The organism is Bradyrhizobium sp. URHC0002, from assembly GCF_054059515.1.
Genome location: NZ_JBSSCF010000001.1, coordinates 1,003,543 through 1,027,031 on the forward strand (window position 1 = coordinate 1,003,543; position 23,489 = coordinate 1,027,031).

At 63.3% G+C, this 23,489-nt stretch carries 19 protein-coding genes and 1 tRNA gene; 10 read left to right on the forward strand and 10 right to left on the reverse strand.

Translation table 11 applies throughout. The annotated features are described in order from the left end of the window. The first annotated feature begins 113 nt into the window (after nucleotides 1–113). Nucleotides 114–788: an MBL fold metallo-hydrolase gene (locus tag ACVWVY_RS04850; RefSeq protein WP_456625309.1), complete on the forward strand. Its 675-nt coding sequence runs from the start codon at nucleotides 114–116 to the stop codon at nucleotides 786–788. A gap of 26 nt (nucleotides 789–814) precedes the next feature. On the opposite strand, the gene ACVWVY_RS04855 is transcribed toward ACVWVY_RS04850, so the two are convergent. From ACVWVY_RS04855 to ACVWVY_RS04870, 4 genes are all read right to left on the reverse strand, one after another. Then, nucleotides 815–2,017, reverse strand: coding sequence for an extracellular catalytic domain type 1 short-chain-length polyhydroxyalkanoate depolymerase (locus ACVWVY_RS04855; protein ID WP_456625310.1), 1,203 nt, complete (start codon nucleotides 2,015–2,017; stop codon nucleotides 815–817). A 141-nt stretch (nucleotides 2,018–2,158) separates the two neighbouring features. Further along, nucleotides 2,159–3,565, reverse strand: coding sequence for an MFS transporter (locus tag ACVWVY_RS04860; protein WP_456625311.1), 1,407 nt, complete (start codon nucleotides 3,563–3,565; stop codon nucleotides 2,159–2,161). Nucleotides 3,566–3,695: 130 nt separating this feature from the next. Next, nucleotides 3,696–4,175: a VOC family protein gene (locus tag ACVWVY_RS04865; protein ID WP_456625312.1), complete on the reverse strand. Its 480-nt coding sequence runs from the start codon at nucleotides 4,173–4,175 to the stop codon at nucleotides 3,696–3,698. Between the two features lie 59 nt (nucleotides 4,176–4,234). Continuing rightward, on the reverse strand, nucleotides 4,235–4,399 hold the full coding sequence (locus tag ACVWVY_RS04870) for a hypothetical protein (protein ID WP_456625313.1): 165 nt from the start codon (nucleotides 4,397–4,399) through the stop codon (nucleotides 4,235–4,237). Between the two features lie 173 nt (nucleotides 4,400–4,572). Here ACVWVY_RS04870 and ACVWVY_RS04875 point away from each other — a divergent pair, with 173 nt between their 5' ends. Further along, nucleotides 4,573–5,814 carry an LLM class flavin-dependent oxidoreductase gene (locus tag ACVWVY_RS04875; RefSeq protein ID WP_456625314.1) on the forward strand — a complete coding sequence of 414 codons (1,242 nt, stop codon included), beginning with the start codon at nucleotides 4,573–4,575 and terminating at the stop codon, nucleotides 5,812–5,814. Nucleotides 5,815–5,887: 73 nt separating this feature from the next. Here ACVWVY_RS04875 and ACVWVY_RS04880 read toward each other — a convergent pair whose 3' ends face one another. Then, nucleotides 5,888–6,703, reverse strand: a complete 816-nt coding sequence (locus tag ACVWVY_RS04880; RefSeq protein ID WP_456632104.1) for a DUF4886 domain-containing protein — start codon at nucleotides 6,701–6,703, stop codon at nucleotides 5,888–5,890. Nucleotides 6,704–6,948: 245 nt separating this feature from the next. On the opposite strand from ACVWVY_RS04880, the gene ACVWVY_RS04885 reads away from it, so the two are divergent. Then, nucleotides 6,949–8,325, forward strand: a complete 1,377-nt coding sequence (locus tag ACVWVY_RS04885) for a cytochrome P450 (RefSeq protein ID WP_456625315.1) — start codon at nucleotides 6,949–6,951, stop codon at nucleotides 8,323–8,325. A gap of 150 nt (nucleotides 8,326–8,475) precedes the next feature. On the opposite strand, the gene ACVWVY_RS04890 is transcribed toward ACVWVY_RS04885, so the two are convergent. Continuing rightward, the gene (locus tag ACVWVY_RS04890; protein ID WP_456625316.1) at nucleotides 8,476–8,970 is read right to left on the reverse strand and encodes a cupin domain-containing protein; all 495 of its coding nucleotides are present in this window, start codon (nucleotides 8,968–8,970) and stop codon (nucleotides 8,476–8,478) included. A 224-nt stretch (nucleotides 8,971–9,194) separates the two neighbouring features. Here ACVWVY_RS04890 and ACVWVY_RS04895 point away from each other — a divergent pair, with 224 nt between their 5' ends. The 3 genes from ACVWVY_RS04895 (at nucleotide 9,195) to ACVWVY_RS04905 (ending at nucleotide 15,423) form a co-directional block, all read left to right on the forward strand. Then, a complete protein-coding gene (locus ACVWVY_RS04895) occupies nucleotides 9,195–10,157 on the forward strand; it encodes a sensor histidine kinase (protein WP_456625317.1) in 963 nt (320 codons plus the stop codon). A gap of 205 nt (nucleotides 10,158–10,362) precedes the next feature. Next, nucleotides 10,363–12,138 (forward strand): putative bifunctional diguanylate cyclase/phosphodiesterase, encoded by a 1,776-nt coding sequence (locus ACVWVY_RS04900; protein ID WP_456625318.1) that lies wholly within the window; start codon nucleotides 10,363–10,365, stop codon nucleotides 12,136–12,138. 177 nt (nucleotides 12,139–12,315) lie between these two features. Further along, on the forward strand, nucleotides 12,316–15,423 hold the full coding sequence (locus ACVWVY_RS04905) for a bifunctional diguanylate cyclase/phosphodiesterase (protein ID WP_456625319.1): 3,108 nt from the start codon (nucleotides 12,316–12,318) through the stop codon (nucleotides 15,421–15,423). On the opposite strand, the gene ACVWVY_RS04910 is transcribed toward ACVWVY_RS04905, so the two are convergent. Then, a complete protein-coding gene (locus ACVWVY_RS04910; protein ID WP_456625320.1) occupies nucleotides 15,339–17,273 on the reverse strand; it encodes a patatin-like phospholipase family protein in 1,935 nt (644 codons plus the stop codon). The two genes, ACVWVY_RS04905 and ACVWVY_RS04910, sit on opposite strands and share 85 nt — an antisense overlap. Before the next feature lie 160 nt (nucleotides 17,274–17,433). Next, nucleotides 17,434–18,513, reverse strand: coding sequence for an LLM class flavin-dependent oxidoreductase (locus ACVWVY_RS04915; RefSeq protein ID WP_456625321.1), 1,080 nt, complete (start codon nucleotides 18,511–18,513; stop codon nucleotides 17,434–17,436). Between the two features lie 139 nt (nucleotides 18,514–18,652). Between ACVWVY_RS04915 and ACVWVY_RS04920 the strand changes: the two genes are divergently transcribed. After that, entirely contained in the window at nucleotides 18,653–19,060 is a 408-nt protein-coding gene (locus ACVWVY_RS04920; protein ID WP_456625322.1) for a YccF domain-containing protein, read from the forward strand. 20 nt (nucleotides 19,061–19,080) lie between these two features. Here ACVWVY_RS04920 and ACVWVY_RS04925 read toward each other — a convergent pair whose 3' ends face one another. Further along, nucleotides 19,081–19,557, reverse strand: a complete 477-nt coding sequence (locus ACVWVY_RS04925; RefSeq protein ID WP_456625323.1) for a universal stress protein — start codon at nucleotides 19,555–19,557, stop codon at nucleotides 19,081–19,083. A gap of 173 nt (nucleotides 19,558–19,730) precedes the next feature. Here ACVWVY_RS04925 and ACVWVY_RS04930 point away from each other — a divergent pair. From ACVWVY_RS04930 to ACVWVY_RS04940, 3 genes are all read left to right on the forward strand, one after another. Further along, nucleotides 19,731–19,807, forward strand: a tRNA-Arg gene (locus ACVWVY_RS04930). Nucleotides 19,808–20,015: 208 nt separating this feature from the next. Then, on the forward strand, nucleotides 20,016–20,177 hold the full coding sequence (locus tag ACVWVY_RS04935) for a hypothetical protein (protein WP_456625324.1): 162 nt from the start codon (nucleotides 20,016–20,018) through the stop codon (nucleotides 20,175–20,177). A gap of 71 nt (nucleotides 20,178–20,248) precedes the next feature. After that, entirely contained in the window at nucleotides 20,249–21,877 is a 1,629-nt protein-coding gene (locus tag ACVWVY_RS04940) for an FAD-dependent monooxygenase (protein ID WP_456625325.1), read from the forward strand. A 199-nt stretch (nucleotides 21,878–22,076) separates the two neighbouring features. Here ACVWVY_RS04940 and ACVWVY_RS04945 read toward each other — a convergent pair whose 3' ends face one another. Next, complete coding sequence (locus tag ACVWVY_RS04945) at nucleotides 22,077–23,483, reverse strand: NCS2 family permease (RefSeq protein WP_456625326.1); 1,407 nt, start codon at nucleotides 23,481–23,483, stop codon at nucleotides 22,077–22,079. Nucleotides 23,484–23,489 lie beyond the last annotated feature (6 nt).

The following is a 23,489-nucleotide window of genomic DNA, read 5'->3' on the forward strand; positions in this document are numbered from 1 at the left end:
AAGTTGATTTAAGCTAGTGGTATGACGCCCTGCCGGTTTGTTCCGGGCCCATCCCTCGATTTTTCCTTCGATTCTTCTCTTGGCGAAACCCGAAAAATCGGCAATCTGCTGATATGACAGAGCAAACCGACACCCAGGCGAAAGCCGGCGCGATGATCGTGCCGGTGACGCTGTTCGAGCAGAACTGCACCATCATCTGGCACGAACCTTCCAAGAAGGCCGTCGTGATCGACCCCGGCGGGGACGTTCCGAAGATTCTGGAAGCGATCAAGCAGGCCGGCGTCACGGTCGAGAAGATCTGGCTCACCCACGGCCATATCGACCATGTCGGCGGCGCCGCCGATTTGCGCGACACGCTGCAGGTGAAGATCGAGGGCCCGCACATCGCCGACAAATATCTGCTCGACAATGTCGTGAGCAGCGGCGAGCGCTTCGGCATGACCGGCGTGCGCAATTTCGGACCCGACCGCTGGCTCGACGAAGGCGATCAGGTCTCGATCGGTGATCTCACCTTCGACATCCTGCACTGCCCCGGCCACTCGCCGGGCAGCGTGGTGTTCTTCAACAAGGAATTGCGCTTCGCCCATGTCGGCGACGTACTGTTCAACGGCTCGGTCGGGCGGACAGATCTGCCCGGCGGCAGCCACGCCACGCTGATCAATTCGATCAAGGAGAAGCTGCTGCCGCTCGGCGACGATGTCGGCTTCATCTGCGGCCATGGCGCCGGCTCCAGCATCGGCCAGGAGCGGATGACCAATCCTTTCATCACCGGCGAGATCGGAATTTGATTCCGCTGGGCTGAAGGCCGGAGCGGCTATTTCATCAATCCCGCGGCCGTCAGGGCACGGGTGATGACGGCGCCGACATCGATGCCGCGGCGTTTGGGTTCGCGTGGCGCTGGCTTGGGTTGGCGAACCGGCTTGTGGGACTTCGACCAGAGCGTGGCAGCGAGATCGGACGACTGCAGGGATGCGGTCGCAGCCGACGGCGTGACCGGCGCCTTGACCACGGGCTCTGCAGTCTCGCTGACGCGCTCGGTGAGGCCGAAGAAGTCAGCGATGTGATAGGACGAGGAAATTCCCGCTTCGATGAGGAACGCGCCTTCCGCGCCATAGGGCTCGTCATTGCCGGCCAGGCCCAGCGGCGTGCCATGGGCCATGTCGGTGATGGTGTAGGACTCGACGACGGTCTCGCCGTCGGCGTTCCACCAGACTTCGCGCGGATGGCCGTCGACATCGACGGCCGACATCGGCGCTGCCGGGAGGCCGTGCACGTCGAGCCATTGCTTGACGATTTCGTTGGCGTTGCCGGGGTTCACGGTGCGGTCGGCGCTACCGTGCCACACAGACACTTTCGGCCATGGACCCTTGTGCTTGGAGGCCTTGCGGACCAGATCACCCAATTTGCCGGCGGGGCGCGATGTCGACTGCATCATGCCGCCGAGCGCTTCCCGGACATTGCTGGCGATGCCGAACGGAAGGCCGGCGATGATGGCGCCGCCCGCGAACACTTCCGGGTAGGTCGCCAGCATCACCGACGTCATCGCGCCGCCGGCGGAAAGGCCGGTGATATAGATGCGGCGGGGATCGATTTTGTGATCGGTGGCCATCCGCGCGACCATCTGCCGGATCGAAGCGGCTTCGCCGCGGCCGCGCGCGACATCGCCCGGATTGAACCAGTTAAAACAGGTGTTGGCGTTGTTGGCGCCCTGCTGTTCGGGCATCAGCAACGCAAAGCCGTAGCGCTTGGCCAGCGTCGACCAGCCGGTACCGAAATTGTAAGCGGCCGCAGTCTGGCCGCAGCCGTGCAGGACGACGACGAGCGCGGGCGCACGCGGCAATTGCTCCGGCACATAGGCGAACATTTTAAGCGCGCCGGGATTGGTGCCAAATTCGCTGATTTCCACGAGCGGACTCTGCCCCGCCGGCGAAGCGGTTCGGCCATAGATTCCCAAGCCATTGAACCCATTCAGCTTCGGGAAATGGCTCAAGAATTCGACGTTCTTCGCGAGCGACAAGAGGGCTCCTGGGGCGATTGTGTGTGGGGCGATTGTTCTTAATTCAACTTTACTCAGAACAGATAGTTGCTGCACTGCAAAATAAAAAGGCCGTGCACTGTCATTCCCCACAATCAAATTTTGGCAGATGACGTTAATTTGTCACGCCGTGACACGACGCATCCATGTCAGAAATGCGGCGCAGGCGGCAATCGACAACGCAAACAACGCGCATGCGGCAAGCAGCGCCGATCGAGCCGACTGATTCGATTCGATGGCGAAGTATACCGCACCGATCGCCGCGACGCCTGCTGCATTCGCGATCTGCGCCGTCGTGCCGTAGATGCCGGAGGCTGCGCCAGCGCTCACAGGCTTCACGGTCGAGAGCACGGCGCTCGACAATGGCGCCATGACGAGCCCCTGGCCGTAGCCGAAGATCGTCAGCATCAGGGCAAGAACCATCGCGGACGGCGTATCGATCCATTCGATCGCCATCACCAGAGCCGCAAGGCCGGCAATCTGCACCGCGCAGCCCTCGATCAGCACCAGCGTGCCGCGATGTTTGGCGCGCATGCCACTATGACGCGAGGCAATCACGAAGGTAAGCGCCAGCGGCAGGAAGACCAGGCCGGCCTGCAGCGGCGGAATCTGCAGCCCCTTCTGCATGTACATCGTCATGACCAGATAGAACGACAAATTGGCGAAGAAGAAAAAGAACACGGCGGCCAGCCCGCGCATGAATGCCTTGTCCGACAGCAGCGCGAGATCGATCAACGGCATGCCGCCACGGCGGGCGACCGAGCGCTCGAGCCGCAGGAACGCGGCGACAATGCCGACGCCTGCGGCCATCGCCAGCCACGTCAGGGGCGACCAGTGCAGATCATGCCCGAACAGCAGCGGGCCGATCAGGCACAGCAGGCCTGTAAACAGCACGATCGCACCCGGAATATCCAGCCGTGTGCCGGCCCGGCGCTGAAAGCTCGGCATGATTTTCCAGGCCGCGGCGATGATGACAGCCCCGAAGGGTACATTGACAAAGAACACCGCACGCCAACCGAGCCCCGCCAGATCAAGCGTGACCAGAATGCCGCCGAGCAGGAAGCCTGCGGCGCCGGCCAGCCCGAGCACGATGCCGTAGATGCCGAAGGCGCGGGCCCGCGAGGCATCCGCAAATAGTAGATGAATGGTGGCAAGCACCTGCGGCACCATCAGCGCCGCCGTCGCGCCCTGCGCCAGCCGCGCTGCGATCAGTTCAGGGCCGGATTGCGCCAGGGCGCACCACAGCGAGGTGACGGTGAAGCCCGCGACGCCTGATATGAACACGTTCCGCGCGCCGTAGATATCGCCGAGCCGCCCGCCGGTGACGACCAGCGTGGCATAGGCGATCAGGTAGATCGCGATCACAGCCTCGATCTGCGCCGCGCTCGCGTGCAGTTCGGCCGCTATCGTCGGGATCGCGACGTTGACGATGAAGGCGTCGACCCCGAACATGAATTGCGCCGCGACGACGGTCGCAAGCACCCACCAGCGGCGGGACGTGTCGACGGGATTTGAGACGATCTGATGCATGGAAACGGGCCCTGGTCCGCGAAGCGTTGCGCTGGATGATCTCAGGCTTCGGTCATGTCAGCGATTACCCCGGAGGTAAGCGATCTTTCCTGCCCAGCGGCCGCCGGGGCATAGGCGACAGCCTGGCGCCTCACGCGGTCGATGGCTCCAGCGATCCCGTCAGCGAGGCGCGCTGCGACAGCTCGATCCAGTTGCCGTCGGGATCGCGCACCATCGAAATCCTCGCGGTGCTGCCGAGCGTGGCCGGCGCGCGCGCCTCGCGGCCGCCATGGGCCAGTACGGAGGCGTGCTCGCGATCGACCTCGAAGACCTGGAACGTGATGTAGCGCCAACCCTCGCCGTCGAAGGCTGCATCGTCGGGCGCATCCGCCGCTTGCTCAACGATCAGCACCGTGTCGCCCGCAAGGAAGGTCATCGCGCCATCGGCCGGTTCGCCCTGCGGCAATCCAAGCGCCTCGCTGTAGAAGCGGCGATGTGCCTCGACATCGCGAACGCCAAGACGGATGCCGATGCGTTCGATTCCAAACATGCCCTTCGGCAACAGCGAGACGCGGTTGCCATCCGGATCGATCATCGGCCGCGGCGTCGCGATGCCATCGCGCGCAATCAACAGCTCGCGATAACCGGACGGCGGATTGTCGGGCAGCGGCTCATAGACCTGGTTGATTTTCAGGATCGAGCCGCAGAGATCGTGGCGGTGCTGCTTGTAGCCGCGGCGGACCGCGGCTGGGTGTAGTCGAAGGGAAGACCGATCTCGTTCTGCCAGAATGCCAGCGCCGCCGGTGCGTTGTTGGTGGCAAAGCCGATGTCGATGCGGGGTTTGGCGAGCTTCATCTTGGCCTTCCGCGGCAAGAGGGGCAGCTAATTCCGGGCGACGGTAAGTCAGCCGCCTCCGCGCGACAACCATGCGCTGGTGGCGGGGTTCTCAGGATTGCCTTGCCCCTGCCCGCCCCGTAGGTTTGATGCCGAGCAAATCCAAAGAACAATAAGTCCGGAGAGAAAACCCAATGGCGCGCCTCAAGTTCGGAGCCTTCCTCGCTCCGCATCATCCGATCGGCGAGAATCCGCTGCTGCAGTTCCGTCGCGATCTCGATTTCGTCGAACAGATCGATGTGCTCGGCTTCGACGAGTTCTGGTGCGGCGAACACCATTCCTCGGGCTGGGAAATGATCGCCTCGCCGGAAATGTTCCTGGCGGCTGCCGGCGAACGCACCAAGCGCATCAAGCTCGGCACCGGCGTGGTCTCGCTGCCCTATCACCACCCCTACAACGTAGCCCAACGCATGGTGCAGCTCGACTGGATGACCGGCGGCCGCGCCATCTTCGGCTCCGGACCCGGGGCGCTTGCATCCGACGCGCATACGCTCGGCATCGACCCGATGACGCAGCGCGACCGCCAGGACGAGGCGATCGCGATCATCCGCCGCCTGTTCAAGGGCGAGCGCGTTACCGCCAAGAGCGACTGGTTCACGATGAACGACGCCGCGTTGCAGTTGCTGCCGCTGCAGGAAGACATGCCGTTCGTGGTGGCGTCGCAGATCTCGCCGTCGGGCATGACGCTCGCCGGCAAATACGGCATCGGCATTATCTCGCTCGGCTCGATGTCGACGCAGGGCCTGATGGCGCTGCCAACACAATGGGGCTTCGCCGAGGACGCCGCGAAGAAGGCCGGCACCACCGTCAGTCGCTCCGACTGGCGCGTGCTGCTTTCCTGGCACATCGCCGAGACCCGCGAACAGGCACAGCGCGAGGCCGGTCCCGGCCTGATGCGCTGGCACAATGAATATAACGTCCGCACGCTGCAGCGGCCGGGGCTGGAGCCGTTCACCTCGCCCGAGGATGCGATCGAGAAGACCGCCGGCGGCGAAAATGCCGCCTCCACCATCGGCACGCCGGACGATCTGGTCAAAACCATCAAGAATTTGATGCAGGTCTCGGGCGGCGTCGGCACCATCATCGGCTTTGTGCACGACTGGGCCAACCCGGAAAATACCCGCCGGAGCTGGGACATGGTGGCGCGCTACGTGATCCCGGAAATCAACGGCTACGTTAAAGGTCTTCGCGAGTCGCAGACATTCCTGATCGAGAACCGGGCGGTGTTCGAGCGTGCGGGTCAGGCCGTGATGGCGAAAATCATGGAAAACGAAAAGGCCGCCGCCGCGCTTGCCCAAACCGGCCCGGGCCGGGTCGCGATCCCGACCATCAACGCGCCGGACCTGCAGAAGGAAGCGGCCAAGCGCAAGGCGTAACGGCGGACGTCAAGACAGAAGATTGAAATGATGCGGCGCGGATGCAATCCGCGCCGTTTTCATTCGGAGGCGCCTACTTCCCGTAATATTCCTGCACGGTTTCCCACGCCACGTTCTGCAGGAACGCCGCGGTCTGCGCGTCGATGTTGGCGAGATAGCTGTTGCCGACCGGCGAGCGACCGGTCAGCGCGGCAAACACCACGCAGGACGCCAGATAGGTTCCGGCCGCGCTCGGATGGCGCTTGTCGATGGCGTAGAGATTGACTTCGGGCTGCTTGCTGACGGCCTTGGCAAACGCGAGGCCCGCCGGGATCACCAGCGCATTGTTCTCATTGCCGGCGATCGTATAGGCCTCGGCCAGTTGCGCCGTCATTTCCGGCTTATCGGCGTAGGCCCAGGACATGAAGAACACCGGCTTTGCGCCCTTGGCGCGCACGATGTCGCTGTCCTTCTTCGCATATTCAGTGAACACCGTCTTCAGGGCGGGATGGATCGGGCACTGGCTGCAATCCATCATGATGGCGACGTCGAACAATTTGTCGAGATTGTTGAAGATGATGTTGTTCTGTTCGTCGAACGAATAGGAGCCGACCGCCTTGGGCCGGAAGTAGCTTTCGACGTCATGCCAGTCGATGCCGGAGCCGCTGATCGTGACCGAGGTGGCACGATAGGCCTGCTTGTTGGCGGGGTCGGCGGCCCGCTGCATCGCGAGCACGTGGCTGTGCATGCTGTTGTTGTAGTAGAAGAAGCTGTTGCCGATGAAGATTTCGGTCTTGGGGAAATCCGGCCCCAGCGTCGTGACGACAGGCTTGGTCTGCGCATTTGCCACGCTCGCAGCGACCGGTATCCCGCCCAGTGCGATGACGGCGACCGCGAAAATACGAAACAATTTCGGCATAACTCCCCCCGATACGCTTGATTTTGGGACACGATAGCACGCCTTCGGGCGCCATGGCACCAATTGAACCGGCCCCCGAGGCATCCCGTCACACGTTCGTGCTATACGCTGCCGCGAAACAAGGCTTTATTGACCGGGCAAGCGATCCCCGCGCCGCGATATTCGGTCCGCGACAAAGCCGCCGATCCGATGGATAATATCCGCGATTTGCGAGACTTAAACCGGAGCAATAACCCATGTCGATGCAGAGTGTTGCTTCCCCCGTCTATACGTTCACCCCGCCACGGCGCAATTCGCTGACGCATATTCCGGGCGACGAGGGCTGGCCCCTGATCGGCAAGACGCTGGAGGTGCTGGCCGACCCCAAGGGACAGGTCGAACGGCAATCCAAAAAATATGGCCTGGTCTATCGCAGCCATCTGTTTGGCGAGACCAGCCTCGTGCTGCTTGGGCCCGATGCCAATGAGCTTGTGCTGTTCGACCAGGCCAAGCAGTTCTCCTCGACGCTCGGCTGGGGACGGATTCTCGGGCTGTTGTTTCCGCGCGGGCTGATGCTGCTGGATTTCGAGGAGCATCGCCTGCACCGCCGCGCGCTGTCGGTCGCCTTCAAGTCCGGCCCGATGAAGTCGTATCTGGCCGACCTCGACACCGGCATCGCGGCGCGGGTGGCGCAGTGGAAGGCCCAGCCCGGATCGATGCTGTTCTATCCCGCGATGAAGCAGCTTACGCTCGACCTTGCGGCGACGTCCTTTCTCGGCGCCGCTATCGGCCCCGAGGTCGACGAGATCACGCGCGCCTTCGTCGACATGGTGGCGGCTTCGGTCGCCGTGATCCGAAAGCCGCTGCCCGGCACGCAGATGGCGCGCGGCGTCAAGGGCCGCAAGCGCATCGTCGCCTATTTCTCCGAACAGATTCCGCTCCGCCGCGCGAAAGGCGGCGGCGACGATTTGTTCTCCCAACTGTGCCAGGCAACCCATGAGGACGGCGCGCTGCTCTCGACGCAGGACATCGTCGATCACATGAGTTTCCTGATGATGGCGGCGCACGACACGCTTACCTCGTCGCTGACATCGTTCGTGGGCGAACTGGCGGCCCATCCGGAGTGGCAGCAAAAGCTGCGCGACGAGGTCATGAGCCTCGGAATTGCGGCCGGAGCGCCCATGACTTTCGACAATCTCGAAGCCATGCCGCTTGCGGAAATGGCCTTCAAGGAAGCGCTGCGGCTGAAGCCGCCGGTGCCCTCGATGCCGCGCCGCGCCATCAGGGACTTCACCTTCAAGGGCTATGCGATCCCCGCCGGCACCATGGTCGGCGTCAATCCTCTGTTCACCCACCACATGCCCGACATCTGGCCCGAACCTGAAAAATTCGATCCGATGCGCTTCACCGACGAGGCGCAGCGCAACCGCCATCGTTTCGCGTGGGTGCCGTATGGCGGCGGCGCGCATATGTGCCTCGGCCTGCACTTCGCCTACATGCAGGCGAAATGTTTTGCGCGGCATTTCCTGCAAAATCTCGAAGTGTCGCTGGAGCCCGGTTACAAGCCGGATTGGCAGATGTGGCCGATCCCGAAACCGCGGGATGGCTTGCGGGTGGTGTTGAAGGCGATTTAAATTCGGTGCGCGTAGGGTGGGCAAAGGCGCAACGCGCCGTGCCCACCATCCGTCCAGGATCGCTGCTTTGAATGGTGGGCACGCGGAGCCTGTCATCGGGCGCGCATTCGCGCGACCCGGTGGCTTTGCCCACCCAACGATTCCGGCGGATCACTTCACGAGCGTCGTGAGTTGCGCGCCTTCATCAGCCACGAACACCGCGATCAATTCAGCCGGCTCGGTCATGCTGGCATTGGCGGAGACGAGATGCGTCGCGCCGGGCGGCTCGAAAAAGGATTGCCCGACGCCGAACGTCTCGACCGGTCCGCCGGCCAATTGCGAACGGATTTCACCCTTGGTGATGTAGGCGGTGACGGAGCCCGCGTGCTGGTGCGCCGGCGTGAACCCGCCAGGGCCATAGAACACGCGCACGATCGTCACGCGCTTGCCTGGCACGTTCGGCAGCGCGTGCGAGGAGATCGGCTCGACGACATCCTGCGAACCGGTCACGCTGTTGGCGCAGAGCGGCTCGATGATGGCCGAGACGGCGTCGATGGTCGTCGGCAGCGCCTTGCCGATGACGAAGGCGCAGGCGAGGCCGGCGATGATGGCGAGGTAAAACGGGCGAAAGTCGCCCTGCTGCGATGATCTGGATGCCACGGACATTTGCGTCTCCCCTTGTGTCGCCCAAAAAGTCTCACCGTCATGGCCTGCGACAAACGCAGTTGAATCCAATATCCTCGGCCGTCGGGAACAACGCAAGCGAGCTTGTTCCATCGTGCACCTGCCCGCCGATCCGGCTGGACAGCCTCCGTTCACGCTGAAATCCCGGGATTCCGTCAAGTTCGGCCATATTTTAGATTCGCTGATCACGTGAAGTGACAATCCCGATGAAGAAATTGGTCGAAGAGTTCAGGCATGGCTGGCAGGGAATTTCCCAGCCCTCGCTGCTTTTCAGCACGGTCTTCGCGGCCGGCTGTCTCACTTTGTCGACAATCGCCCGGTGGGGCATAGCCCAGATCCGCCCCGACGTATTCTTCACGCCCTATTTCCCGGCGGTGTTCCTGGCCGCCGCCGTCGGCGGCGCCCGGATCGGGATCGCGACGGCAATCGCGGGTGGCGTGCTCGGCGTTGCGGTCAATTTCAGCAGCGCGGTTGCCGATTCCGCGCGGCTTGCGCTGCTCTTGATGTTCTGGGCGGTTTGCGGGTTCGCCATCTGGGGCGTCGAGCATTACCGGACGATCGTCGCGCAGCAGCGGGAAGATTCGAAGCGCCTGGTCAGGGAAGAGGAATACCGCAAGCTGCTGGTCGAGGAATTGCAGCACCGGCTCAAGAACAAGACGTCGACAATCCACGCCGTGCTGCATCAAGTGCTGCAGAACCAGCCGCAGATCTGGGGCAGCATCGATAGCCGCCTCCGCGCGCTGTCGGCGACCGACGATTTGATCGCGCGGCTGGACGGCCGCGGCTGCGACATCAAGGATATGCTGCATTCCGAACTCGGCCCGTACGGCCATGTCCGGTTCAATCTGAACGGCGACCCACTATTCCTGCCGGCCAAGCTGGCGGTCAGCCTGGCGCTGATCTTTCACGAACTGGCCACCAATGCGGGCAAGTACGGCGCGTTTTCTTCGGCCCGCGGGCTGTTGCAGGTTTCGTGGTCGGTGTCGGAGAGCCGCCTCAACGTCACCTGGGATGAAACGGAAGGTCCCGTGGTCGAAAACGTCGGCCCGGCGGGCTTCGGCACCAAACTGTTGCAATCGGCGCTTCGCGCGTTCGACGGCAAGACCGAGATCCGCTTCCTCAAGACCGGCGTTCATTGCACGATGCAATGCCGGCTTCCCGCGAATTAGCGTGTTTTCCAGCGAAATCCCGTCTCCGTCGCGAAAACGCGTGAACCGACATTCACCTCGCACGCGGCCCTCTCCATTGGCGTTGACATTCTGTTAATGACGATCAAGTCCAACGCCGGTGGAAATCGCTGACTTCTACGGTTGTTACGGTTTTTCGCAGTCCCGCTTAACCAATGTTACAAGGGACTTTGCCAAGCTCCGTGGCATGCATAGTCCCAACAAACACGACTTTCAGACGGCGGCGACGCAGGCCAGTGATGAAAGCATATTTGAAACCGAATTGAACATCCTGCGGGATGTCCTCAGGTTACTTCCGGCCGGCGTGACCGTTCAGGATGAGCACGGCGAGTTCGTGCTGATGAACGATGCCGCGACTGCCCTCCTGAAGGCGGCCGCTGCCGCGCCGTCGGCCTCGCAATTGAGCGACCGCCGCGAAACCTGCCTCGAATTGCTGCGTACCGGCCGCCCGGCCGTGCTGGAAGAAGCCATTGCCGGCGGTCCGGCCAAGCAGGTGTTTCTCACCTCGCATCGGCCCATCCAGGTCGCCGGGCGCAATTTGCTGATTTCGAGCTCGACCGACATCAGCGAGCAGAAGGCGTTCGAGGATCACCTGTTCCGCTCCGCCTATTACGACGAGCTGACCGGCCTGCCGACGCGACGCGTGATCGAGCATCGCGTCAACAGCCTCCTGAAGTACGACAACGGACAAGGCCGTTTCGCGCTGGCGTTTCTCGACATCGACAATTTCAAGCACATCAACGACTATTATGGACATCCGGTCGGCGACAAACTGCTGGTGGAGATGGCCAAGCGGCTGGGGCTGGACCTGCGCGACTCCGACATCCTGTCGCGGATCAGCGGCGACGAGTTCGTGCTGCTGCTCAACCCGATCCAGAACGACGCCGAGGTCGAAGAGTTCATCCACTTCATCCTGCAGCGGCTGAAGGCGCCGTTCTTCATCGACCAGTCCGAGATATTCGCCTCGACCTCGATCGGCGTGAGCCTCTATCCCGAACACGGGCGCAGCTATGAAGTGCTGCGCCAGAACGCCGACATCGCGATGTACCGCGTCAAGAACGGCAGCAAGGGCGCCGCGGCGTTCTTCGACGCCAGCATGGAGCGCGAGGCGCTGGCGCGGATGAAGATCGAGCAATCGCTGCGGCTGGCTATCCTGGAAAAGCGCTTTTGCTGCGCCTTCCAGCCCAAGGTCGATATCCGGACCCAGGAGATCATTGGCGTCGAGGCGCTGGTGCGCCTGCGTGACGACGATGGGGTGATTCAGGCCCCCAGCACCTTCATCAACCTTGCCACCGAACTGGGCCTGATCGACGAACTGACCCATCTGGTGCTGGCGGAGATCGTCAAGTCGATCGACCTGATCAACGAGACCTTCGGCCCCGACACCACGATCAGCATGAACGTCGCGGCCAAGCAGGCCGGCAATCCCGAATTCATGCGGCCGTTCGCACGGGCGATCGAGGCCACCGGATTTCCGGCGCGCTTCATGATCGAGGTGACCGAAGACGCCTTCGTCGCCAAGACGCATTTCCAGGACGAGATCCTGCCGATCTTCCGCAAGCTCGGCGTCAAGATCTCGATCGACGATTTCGGCATCGGCTATTCGTCGCTGTCGGCATTGGCCGACATTACCGCCGACGAGATCAAGATCGACCGCTCCTTCATCACCGACATCCATAGGCGACCGCGCAGCCAGGGCATCTTGCGAGCGATCGAGTCTCTGAGCGAAGCGCTCGGCATGACCGTGATCGCCGAAGGGCTCGAAAGCTTCGAGGAACTGGCCTATCTGCAGGCAGCAACCAAGATTCGCTACGCCCAGGGCTTCTACTTCTCGAGGCCGACTTTCCTGGAAGACCTCAAGCTGGTAACCCCGCGCGCCAGCGAGGCGCGCGCCAGCCAGGCCAGCCGGCCGGCACAGGAAAACCGTCCCATCTATTCGCGCGCCGGCGGCTATCGCCGCTGAAGGGTGCCTGCCGCGGGCGGGCGCCTCGTCTCCGCCGACAGAACAGCAGCAGCAGCAGAATACCGCTTCGTCGCGCGATCGCGCGGGAAGGAAACGCGATTAAGCCTTAGGTAACTGGATTTCCTAACGGCTTATGACATCCGCCCATCGTATGCATGTCCCCGGGAGAAGGGAGAAATGCGCGGTCTGTTTCACCACCTGAACGGCATGATGGCTCGAACCGCAGCCACCGGGCGGCACCTTGCCGCGACCATCCGGGGCCCGGTGTTGTGGCTGACTCTTTGCGGCGGGTTGCTGGTCTCGGCGATTTTCGTCGGCACCATCATGATGACCGATGAATTCCGCGAGCGCGCGCTTCTCAACAGCGAACGCGAGCTGGAGAATACCGTCCTCCTGCTTGCCCGTCACTTCGACCAACAGTTCGAGGACTCCGACACGCTCGCCGACGACGTGATCTCCCGGCTGCAAATTTCCGGCATCGCCTCGGAGAAGGAATTCCGGAAACATGTCGCGAACTCCGAAGCGCATGAGATCTTGAGATCCAAGGCGGGCGTCCTGTCCTATCTCGGCGACATCTCCATCTTCGATTCCAATGGCGACATGATCAGCTGGTCGCGGCCGCTGCCGGCGCCACCCCTCAACATTTCCGAGCGGGCCTACTTCAAGAAATTCAAATTCGATTCGCGATCGCCATCCATTCTGACCGAGTCGGTTCGCAGCTATATCAACGGCAATCTGAATTCCGTCATCGCCCACCGATTGCGCGGCGAAGACGGCATCTTCCTCGGCGTGATGACACGGCGCATCAACCCCGCCAACTACGAAAAATTCTTTGCTTCCGTCGCGCTCGGAACCGGCGCCGCCATCTCGATGTTTCATGCCGACGGCACCCTGCTGGCGCGCTATCCGCGGGTCGACAGCCTGATCGGCCAGAATTTCGCGACGGCGCCGCTGCTGCAGCAGGTCCGGGAGCGGGGCACCCCGCAGACGCTCCGCGTGCAAAGCCTGGTCGACCGGACCGAAAGGCTGGGTTCTGCAGCGCCGCTCGGGCACTACTCGGGCGCCGTGGTCGCAACCAACACGGTTACCGCCGCGCTCGCCGATTGGCGCGAACAAACCCGGTTCCTGGTCATCGCGGCAACGCTGGCTGCGGCGGTGATCGCGCTGATCCTGTTCCTGATCATCAGGCAGATGACCCGCCAAAGCCGCGAGGCGCAGCAACGGCTGGAAGCGGAACGAAGCCGACTTGACACCGCGCTGAACAACATGATCCAGGGCCTGGTGACGTTCGACGCCTCGGCGCGCCTCGTCACCTTCAACCGGCGCTATGTCGAAATGCACGACCTGTCGACCGACATCGTGAAGCCGGGCTGCCACTTCCGCGACCTGATGCAGCATCGCAAGGACAACGGATCGTTCGATGGCGACGTCGATGCGTTCTGCTCCCTTGTCATGCGAAACGTCGCGCGCGGGCAGGTCACCCACAGCGTCATGCAGTGCCAGGACGGACGCGCCTTTCTGGCCGTCAGCAGGCCGCTTGCGAACGGCGGCTGGGTCGCCACCATCGAAGACATCACCGAGCGGCTCAACCTCGAGCAGGAGCGCGACCGCAACTACGCCTTCCTGAGCCAGATCATCGATCACATCCCGTCGCAGATCACCGTGAAGGATGTGCACGACCGGCGCTATCTGCTGGTCAACCGCGTGGCGGAGGCCCAGTTCGGAATTTCGCGCGACCTGATCATCGGCAAGACGGCATTCGACCTTTTTCCAAAGCCCGCCGCCGAGCTCATCGCGGCCGACGAGGAGCGAACGCTGCAATCTCCCGACGGCCTGTTCAAGGACGAGCACGTCTGGGAAACCCAGGGGATGGGCCCGCGCTACATCACCTCCAAGCGACTCGGAATCCGCAATGCGGCGGGTCAGGCGCGCTACATCATCAACGTCGTCGACGACGTCACCGAGCGCCGGCTTGCCAACGAGAAGATCGCGCATCTGGCGCATTACGACGCGCTGACCGACCTTCCGAACCGGGTGCTGTTCCGCGAGCAGATCGAGCGCGAGCTTCGCAAGGCCGTTCGCGGCCAGCAATTCGCGCTGCTCTATATCGATATCGACGAATTCAAGGGCATCAACGACTCGCTTGGACACCATGTCGGCGATGAACTTCTGAAGGCGGTTGCGACCAGCCTCAAGGATTGCATCAAGCCGGGCGATCTCATCGCCCGCCTCGGCGGCGACGAATTTGCGGTGATTCAAGCCGCAGTCGGCGGCCGCGCCGACGTCGAGGAATTCGTGACCCGTATTTACGAGGCGATACGCCGGCCTTATCGATGCCTCGGACATCATCTTTCGACCGACGCCAGCATCGGCATCGCGCTCGCGCCGGAGGACGGCACCGAACTCGACCAGCTGATCAAGCACGCCGACCTTGCGATGTACGCCGCCAAGGCCGAGGGACGCCGGATCCATCGCTTCTTCGAGCCTGCCATGGATGCCCGCGCCAAAGCGCGGCTCACCATGGAGCAGGATCTGCGGCAGGCGCTGGCCGACGGCGCCTTCGAAATCCACTATCAGCCGCTGCTCGATCTCGCGAGCGGCGAGGTGACGGGTTGCGAGGCGCTGTTGCGCTGGCGACATCCCGAACGCGGCATGATCTCGCCGGTGGAATTCATCCCGGTCGCAGAGGACACCGGCCTGATCAACGAACTCGGCGACTGGGTCATACAGACCGCCTGCACGGAAGCGGCCGGCTGGCCGTCGCGGGTCAGGCTCGCCGTCAACGTTTCTCCGATCCAGTTGAAGTCGCCGACGCTGGCGCTGCGGATCACGGGCGCGCTGGCCGCCTCCGGCCTGCCGGCCGACCGGCTCGAGATCGAAATCACCGAGGCGGTGCTGATCCATGACGACGAAAGCGCGCTGGCGATCCTGCATCAGCTCCGCGCCATCGGCGTGCGCATCGCGCTCGACGATTTCGGCACCGGCTTCTCCTCGCTGAGCTATCTGAAGCGGTTCCCGTTCGACAAGATCAAGATCGACCGCTGCTTCATCAGCGACATCGAGGCCGACGGCTCGGCCGCGATCGTGCAGGCGGTGGTGAACATCGCCGCAGCCCGCCACATGACCACGACCGCCGAAGGCGTCGAGACCGAGCAGCAGCGCGACATGCTGCGCCAGCTCGGCTGCACCCAGATGCAGGGCTATCTGTTCAGCGCGCCCAGGCCGGCGGCCGAGGCCAGGCGATTGCTGGGCGCGCGATTGGAAGCTGTGACTGCCGTCGCCTGACGCCGTTCCAGCGCGCCGGGATCAAGTAACGCGGCAATCGCCGAACTGCCTCCCGCCTCCAGCGCCGCAATCGCCTCTTTGGCCCAGAGATAAGAGGCTTCAAAGATCTCGGTGTGGCGATCGAAATCCGTCACGTCGATCCCGTCCGGAGATGGCGGCCGCATCACCGTATCGAACGGCCCGACCGGCAACGTATCGTAGCGCTGATGCGCCACGAGGCTTCGCCACAGCACGTTCACCGCGCTGGGTGCGGCGGGCAGCAGCTTCTTGCGGAACGGCGTCAGCATCGCGGCGATCAGCTCGAACCGTCCCGGCAGCGCCGCATAATCGACGTCGAACATCTCCGCCGCCGGCTCGCCGAAATGCACGACCAGATTGGGACCGCTCTTGAGCTGGTGCATCGACGCCAGCGGGACATTGTCGATGAGACATCCATCGACCAGCATCGCCCCCTCCGGCGTGTAGAACGGCGGCAACAGCCCGGGGATCGCGCTCGATGCGCGCACCGCCTGCCAGATCGGCCCCGTCCGGATCAATTCGAGATTGTGGGTCGAAAGATTGGTCGCGACGGCCGCAAAGGGCCGCCAGCAATCCTCGATCCGGCAGTCGGGGCCGTACTGATCGGCAAGCGCGCGATCGAACGCCTTGTGATCCAGCAGCGAATAGCGCGGCCAGGTCGGCCGGCGAAAGCTTCTGCTCCTGACGAAGATCTCGTGCGTGCCGCGCTCGAGATGCTCGGCTTCGAGATTCTTGGCAAAGCCAGCCACCATGGCGGAGCCGACGCTGGTGCCGACAAAGATATCGAACATCACGCCGCGTTCGCGAAAGGCCTTGTAGATTCCAACATGCGCGGTCCCAAAACTGCCGCCGCCGGCGGCGACGAAGCCGACAGCCCGGCCGCACAGAAAGCGGACAAGGCTGTCGATATCGATCTGATCTTCGAGGGCGACATGGTGATGCATGAAGGCCGGCAGCCGGGCCAGCCAGGCCGTGGTGCCAGAGACCTCGCCGCTTCGATGGTCATGAACGCGGACGAGACGTCTTGCCGAAACGGAATGAACCTCGCAGGCAAAGGCCTCGATCTCGGTCAATGCAGCGGCAGGCGCGTCGCCGCGGCACGCGAACACGACCATGTCGGCCTGACGGATGGCCTTGCGCGCCCAGGGCGAAGCGTCGCGGCCGCCGAGATAGACCACCAGCGGCGCCGTGTGTTCGAGCTTGTTGAGCCATTCGGTGACGTCATGGGCATCGAGCGTACGCCCGGGAAACATCGCCTGGAGGCGGGCGGCGTCGATAATTTCGGCATCGATCGCGGCGAGCCCCTCGCGCATCCGGCGATCGAAAGCGCCCGGCAGCGGCTCCAGTCCGCCGTCGATCAGCGTTACGGTGCGCGCCTTCGGCGAGCTGGGGAATGGCGCGATGCGCGCGGTCTCCTTGGCGAACCGCCGGGCCAGCGCAGCCAGCAGCGCCTCGACGATGGCGGGGGCTTCCTCGACGAGCTTCTGGTAGGCCGGACGCGTCAATGCCAGCACGCTGGTGTCGCGGATGGCAATCACATCAGCCGTGCGCGGGACATCGGCGAAGAAGCCGATCTCGCCCACCAGCTCGCCGGCCCGAAGCTCGGCGATCGGCTCGCTATAGCCGGTCTTGCGCACCGCGAGCGCACCGTGCAGCACCAGAAAAAGCGAATCCGACGGCCCGCCCTGCGTGACCAGCATCTGCCCGCGCACCAGATCCTGGCGGACCAAGGCGCTGAGAACCTTCAGCCGCTGTTCGGAACTGAGCGTTCGAAACAGCGCGAACTCCTCCAGCGCGGAGCTCCACGCAAGTACCGAGCTCGATCCACTCATTTGGCGGTACCCAGTTGAATTCTCGGGCACGACCTTAGCGCCGGGCCCACACCACCGCGAGCGATATCAAGGCCGCAGCCGAACGCACCGCAGCAATACGCCCGGCGTCAAACGGCCCCGACGGATGCACCGCAACATGGCTGCCGCAGCCAATCCTGCGCTACGCCGCCCAACGGCCGCGATTATTCTCGGCCAGAATGGGCCGGATCAGGCGGCCGAAGCGCTCGGCCTCCTCGTCGTGCAGATAGCCGGACAGGCAGAAGGAATGGCAGCCGGCATCGATGAATTGCTGCAGCGTGTCGGCGCATTGTGCGGGATTACCGACCACGGCGATGCCGGCGCCGGGGCGGACTTTTGTGATGCCGGTCCACAGATGCGGCAGCAGGAGGTCGCCATGCTCGCGGGCAAGCTGCTGCACGCGCAGGTTCGCTTCCGACTTGTTGTAAAGTGTCTGGATCTCCTGCTTCTGCCGCTCGGTGGCGTGACGCACCAGTTGATCAGCGGCCTCCCAGGCGTCCGCCTCGTTCTCGCGGCAGATCACCTGCAGCCGCATGCCGAAGCCGATGTCGTTTTCGCGGCCATGCGCGCGCGCCATCTGCCTGATCTCGGCAATGTTCGAGGCGATCTTTTCCGGCAGATCGCCCCAGAACAGATGCACGTCGGAATGCTTCGCCGACAATTCCCAGGCCTGGCGCGAGCCGCCGCCGAGATAGAATTTTGGAAACGGCTGCTGGTGCGGGCGCGGCTTGATGTGCGCCGCCGAAAGTTTGTGAAATTTTCCTTCGAAATTGACCGGTCCGCGCGTGGTCCACAGCGCCTTCAGGATCGAGACTTCCTCCTCCATCAGCGCGTAGCGCTCTTCCTTGGCGTAGCGCAAACCCTCGCCTTCAACCTCGCTCTCGTTCTGGCCGGCGATCAGATTGATGCAGATGCGCCCGCCCGACATCTGGTCGAAGGTCGAGATCATCTTCGCCAGCAGCACCGGGTTGATGTAGCCGGGCCTTGCTGCAATCAGCGGCTTGATGGTGGACGAACGCGCCGCCATGAACGCGCCCGTGATCCACGCTTCCCAGCACACCGAGCCGACCGGGATCAAAAGATACTCAAAACCGGCCGCTTCCGCCGCCTGCACCACGCGGTCGCACAGTTCGGGAGAGCCCGGAATCTGCGCATCCATCAGGCCATAGGCGGTGGTGTCGCCATGCGTGGGCAGATACCAGCCGAATTCGAGCGGACGCATGAACGTTTCTCCCTGTCGATACTTGTTGCCGGACCGTTCGGCCGATGAGTTTAACGGTTGCGAAGCGAGGGGCAATCGGGTTCCGGTTGCAGGCGATTTTGGATTTCAATCGCGCCCACGCCAAGATAGAGTTTCAGCCATGTCACCGGTCTCACTGCTGCTCAATATCATCTGGATCGTTCTCGGCGGCGCATGGATGGCGTTCGGCTGGCTGGTCGCCGCCGTCGTCATGGCGATCACGATCATCGGGATTCCCTGGGCGCGGGCCGCATTCAACATCGCGGCCTACACCTTGTTCCCGTTCGGCTTCACGGCGATCTCCCGCGACGCCTATAGCGGGCAGGAAGATATCGGCACCGGCCCGCTCGGGGTGATCGGCAACATCATCTGGCTGGTGCTGGCGGGATGGTGGCTGGCGCTCGGGCATCTCGTCACGGCCGTATTGCTGGCCGTGACCATCATCGGCATTCCCTTTGCCTGGGCGCACTTGAAACTTGCCGGCATCGCGCTGTGGCCGATCGGCAAGATCATCGTCCCCACGAATTAAAGCTCAGGTCTGCCTTTGGACTATCTCGAAGCTGCCGTTTCCGCCGGCTTCAGCCGCTCGAACTCGGCGTCGCTGATCTCGGTCTGGGCCACTAGCACGCTGCAGCGCAGGCGTTTGACCAGATAGCTGCCGATCGAGCCGAACCAGCGTGCCAGCGTCCCCTGCGGGCGATGGCCGACGACAACGAGATGTGCGCCGATTTCTTCGGCGACTTCGGCTATTTTCTGCCCGGCATCGCCGACCTCGAGCCGCGCGGTCGGCGAAAATCCCAGCGCCTTCAGCCGCTCGGTGCCTTCGTTCAGGATGGCCTTGTAATCCTCGGTCTGCAGCTCGATCGGGATCGTGAGCCCGGCCTCGGGCGTCATGATCGAGGAAACCTCGACGACAGCCAGCAAAAACACCTCGGAACGGCAGAGTTGTGCGAGCTTTGCGCCCTCCCGCAACGCGCGCCGCCCCTCGACCGAACCGTCATAGGCGAGAAGAACCTTCTTATACATCGGACGTCCCCATCGATGGCGAGAAGATCAAGGCACCAAGAGTAGCACCAATTGGCCGGAACGGATCGGAATTTTGCATGGGGAACGCGGTCCGCCTTATGCCACCTTCGTCTCCCCGCCCCCTGCAAGGGCCGTTGCCCCTGCCCGGCCAATCGGCTAAATGAACCCCCGAAGCACCCGTAGCTCAGCTGGATAGAGCGTTGCCCTCCGAAGGCAAAGGTCACACGTTCGAATCGTGTCGGGTGCGCCACTTCGGTACAGAACCGGGCACTCCAAACCTGCCGTTTTTGCGCTTGAGGCGGCGACAAGCTTGCGCAGAAGCACGCTTTTCGACCCCTTGATGCGAACTCTTTCGCATCGACTTCCACGCGCTGGGCGAGCGCGCGGGCCTGGTCGCGGATGGTCTTCAGCCCGGTCACACGCTCCTTGAGCATCGGATCGGCGTCAGCAATTCGGTTTTGGATCGCGTCGTAGAGCCGCTTGAGCTTGGCGTCTGCTTCGGCACCGCGCTTGCGCAGTTCGGCGATGTGCACCGTCCGGCGCTTCGCGCGCTCTTCACGGCGGTCGAGCAGGCGCGCCAGGATTTGTTCGAGACGCTTGGGGGAAGCATGCACGTCTAATTCAATAATGTGCTAGCTAGCATGCACGACGCTTGTGCTTTGCATCCCGCTCGGCCAAAGGCGCGACTGAAATGCGTTTCGTCCCTGTCTTGATCGCGGGCGGAGGCCCGGTCGGCATGACCCTGGCGCTGACCCTGGCCCGCCTCGGCGTGCAGGCGATGGTGGTCGAGCGGAATCTGGATACCACGCAGCATCCGAAGATGGACATCACCAATGTCCGCTCGATGGAGCTCTTCCGCCGCCTTGGGCTCGCGCAATCCCTGCGCATGGTGGCGGTGCCGGAGCGGCATTGCTTTGACGTTGCCTGGGTCACGACCATGGCCGGCCACGAACTGCACCGGTTCCGCTACCCCAGCGTAATCGAGAAGCGGGCCGAGATCGCACGCCACAACGACGGTAGCCAGCCACTTGAACCCGCCATGCGCGTCTCGCAGGTCCTCATCGAGCCCGCGCTCAAGCGCGCCGTGGAGGCCGAAGCGCTCGTTCTCTCGCGGTTCGGTACGGCTTTCGAGGACTGCAAGCAAGATGCCGACGGCGTCACTGCAGTTGTGCGCGAGACAGCGACCGGGCGCACCGAGACGATACGCTGTGCCTATCTTGCCGGATGCGACGGCGGCACGAGCCGCGTGCGGAGCTGCCTCGACATCCAGCTTGAGGGCCAGGCCCGCGTCGCGCAGCGCTACATGGTACATTTCCGCTCGTCGGCACGCGACATACTGCAACGCTGGGGCATAGCCTGGCACTACCAGTCGCCGCGCGGAACGCTGATCGCGCAAGACGACGTCGAATACTGGACACTGCATACGCGTCCAAAGCCCGGCGATGATCTGGATCGGGTCGATCCCGATGCCCTGCTCACTCGATTTATGGGTGGATCCATCCCCCGAGAAATCATCCTTGCCAATCCGTGGACCCCGCACCTGCTGGTAGCTGAGACCTATCGACAAGGACGCGTGTTTCTCGCCGGCGATGCGGCGCACCAATATATCCCGACGGGCGGCTATGGCATGAATACCGGCATCGGCGATGCCTGCGATCTCGGTTGGAAGCTCGCGGCGCTGGTGCGTGGCTTCGGCGGACCGACTCTGCTCGCCTCCTACGATGCCGAGCGGCGCCCGGTCGGCCTCCGCAACCGCCAGGCCTCGGGTACGCACACCGACGTGCGCATGGCGATCGCGCAAGCATACGCCGACGCAGGCGATTGCGTCTACGAGCCTTCGGCCGAATCCGACAGTCGCCGGGCGGAGCTCGCCGCCCGCATCGCAGCGTTGGGCAATGCGGAGAACGAGAGCTATGGGATCGAACTGGGCTATGCGTACCCGCGATCGCCCATCGTATGCGCGGAGACGGATGCGGAGATATCGGACGATCCCGTGCGGTACGTTCCCACAGCGGCGCCAGGAGCTCGGCTGCCAAGTATTCTCCTCGCCGACGGCAGCGCCTTATTCGATCGGCTGGGCCCCTGGTTCACGCTTATCGCGTTTGGAGCAGCCCCTGATGCCGAACTGGTGACGGCTGCGATGCGCCGTGGAATGCCGCTCGAAGTTGTACGCATCGATCAACCCGGCCTCCAGCACATCTATCGGGCGCCGCAGTTGCTCGTGCGGCCCGATCAGCATGTTGCCTGGAGAGGCCGGAACGCTGGTGACGACGCCGACGCGATTATTGCCCGCTGCCTCGGCCAGAAGGATTTCTCTTAAAGCCCGTTGAAGTCTGAAATTGGCCCATCGCGGCGTTCCCTTATCGAAATGGCCGCAATCGAACGGTAACCGGGCCCCCGCGAAGCCCTTCAGCGATGACGCGCCGCGCCGACATGAACGCTGCGCCCACAGCGGTAACCGTCCAGAACGGCCCCATCGATCGAACCATGGCGATCCGGCGCGGCCGCATCGCGTCGCTTCACATGATCTGCGCCGTCACGATCGCGTAGAGAATAAACACCACGCCCAAGCCCCAGACCATCGCGGAAATCTGCGACCGGCGGCCCATGGTGACCTCCAGCGCAATATAGCTCAGCGTCCCCAGCGCCATTCCGTTGATGAGGTTATTGGTCAAGACCGTCACCAGCAGCGTCAGCACGACGGGCACCGCATTGCCGAGGTCCGTCATGTCGATGCGGGCGAGGCCCTGCATCATCAGCACGCCGACCAGCACCAAGGCAGGCGCGGTCGCCTGCGGTGGGATGATCACGAAGATCGGCCAGAAAAAGAGAGCCAGGCAGAAGAAAGCGGCAACCGTCAGCGAGGTCAGGCCGGTGCGCCCGCCGGCCTGCACGCCGGTGATGGATTCGATGTAGGCGGTGACCACCGAGGTGCCGAGCAGCGGCCCGACGATCGTGGCCGTCGCATCGGTGGCAAACGCAGCGGTGGCATTTGGAATTGACCCGTCGGGCCGCCGCAAATTGGCGGCGCCCGTCACACCGATCAGGGTGCCGAGCGTCGAGAAGAATTCGGCGCACAGGAAATAGAACAGCAGCGGCAAGGCCACCAGGAAATGGGTGAAGAGGTAGCCGACATCGAGCGCCATAAAGGTGCTGGTCGGCCAGCGCGGCCAGGCCATGATGGCCGAGGGCATGGAGGTCACCATCTTGCCATTCCCCGCGGGAACGAAAAAGCCAATCAAAGTCAGTATAGCGATCGACAGGATGAGGGCTCCGGGAACGCGACGTGCCACCAGAACCGGGGTAAGCAGCAGGCCGGCCAGCGTCAGCAGCACCGACGCGTTGCGCAATGATCCCATGGTGATGTAGGTGGTCTGGCTTTGCACGACGAACCCGGCGCCGCGTAGCGCAATGAACACGATGAGGGTGCCGACCGCGGCCTGGATGCCGATCTTCAGCGCTTCCGGAACGTCCTTTGCGACACGCTCGCGCAGCCTGGAAAGGCTGAGGATCAGGAACAGCACGCCGGTGAACGCGACCATGCCGAGCGCGGCCTGCCAGGGCACGCCCATCTGCTTCACCAGCACATAGGTGAAGATGATATTGGAGCCCATGGCTGGCGCTACCGCGAGCGGAAGATTGGCGCTCAACCCCATCACGACGCAGCCGAAGATCGCCGCGAGCGCCGTGGCGCTGACGAGATCGGCACGATCCATTCCTGCATTCGACATGATCGCAGGGTTCACCGCAATGATATAAGCCATCGCCGCGAAGGTGGTCGCGCCGGCCACGACCTCACGGGTGATGCTGGTGCCGCGCTCGGTCAGGCGGAAGAAGCCGTCAATCGGATTCGCAGCAGTCGAATCTGATGAGGGATTCGGTGCAGTCGGATCGGAGGCCAAGCGTGTCTGCGTCATCTCGTTCATGGTGTC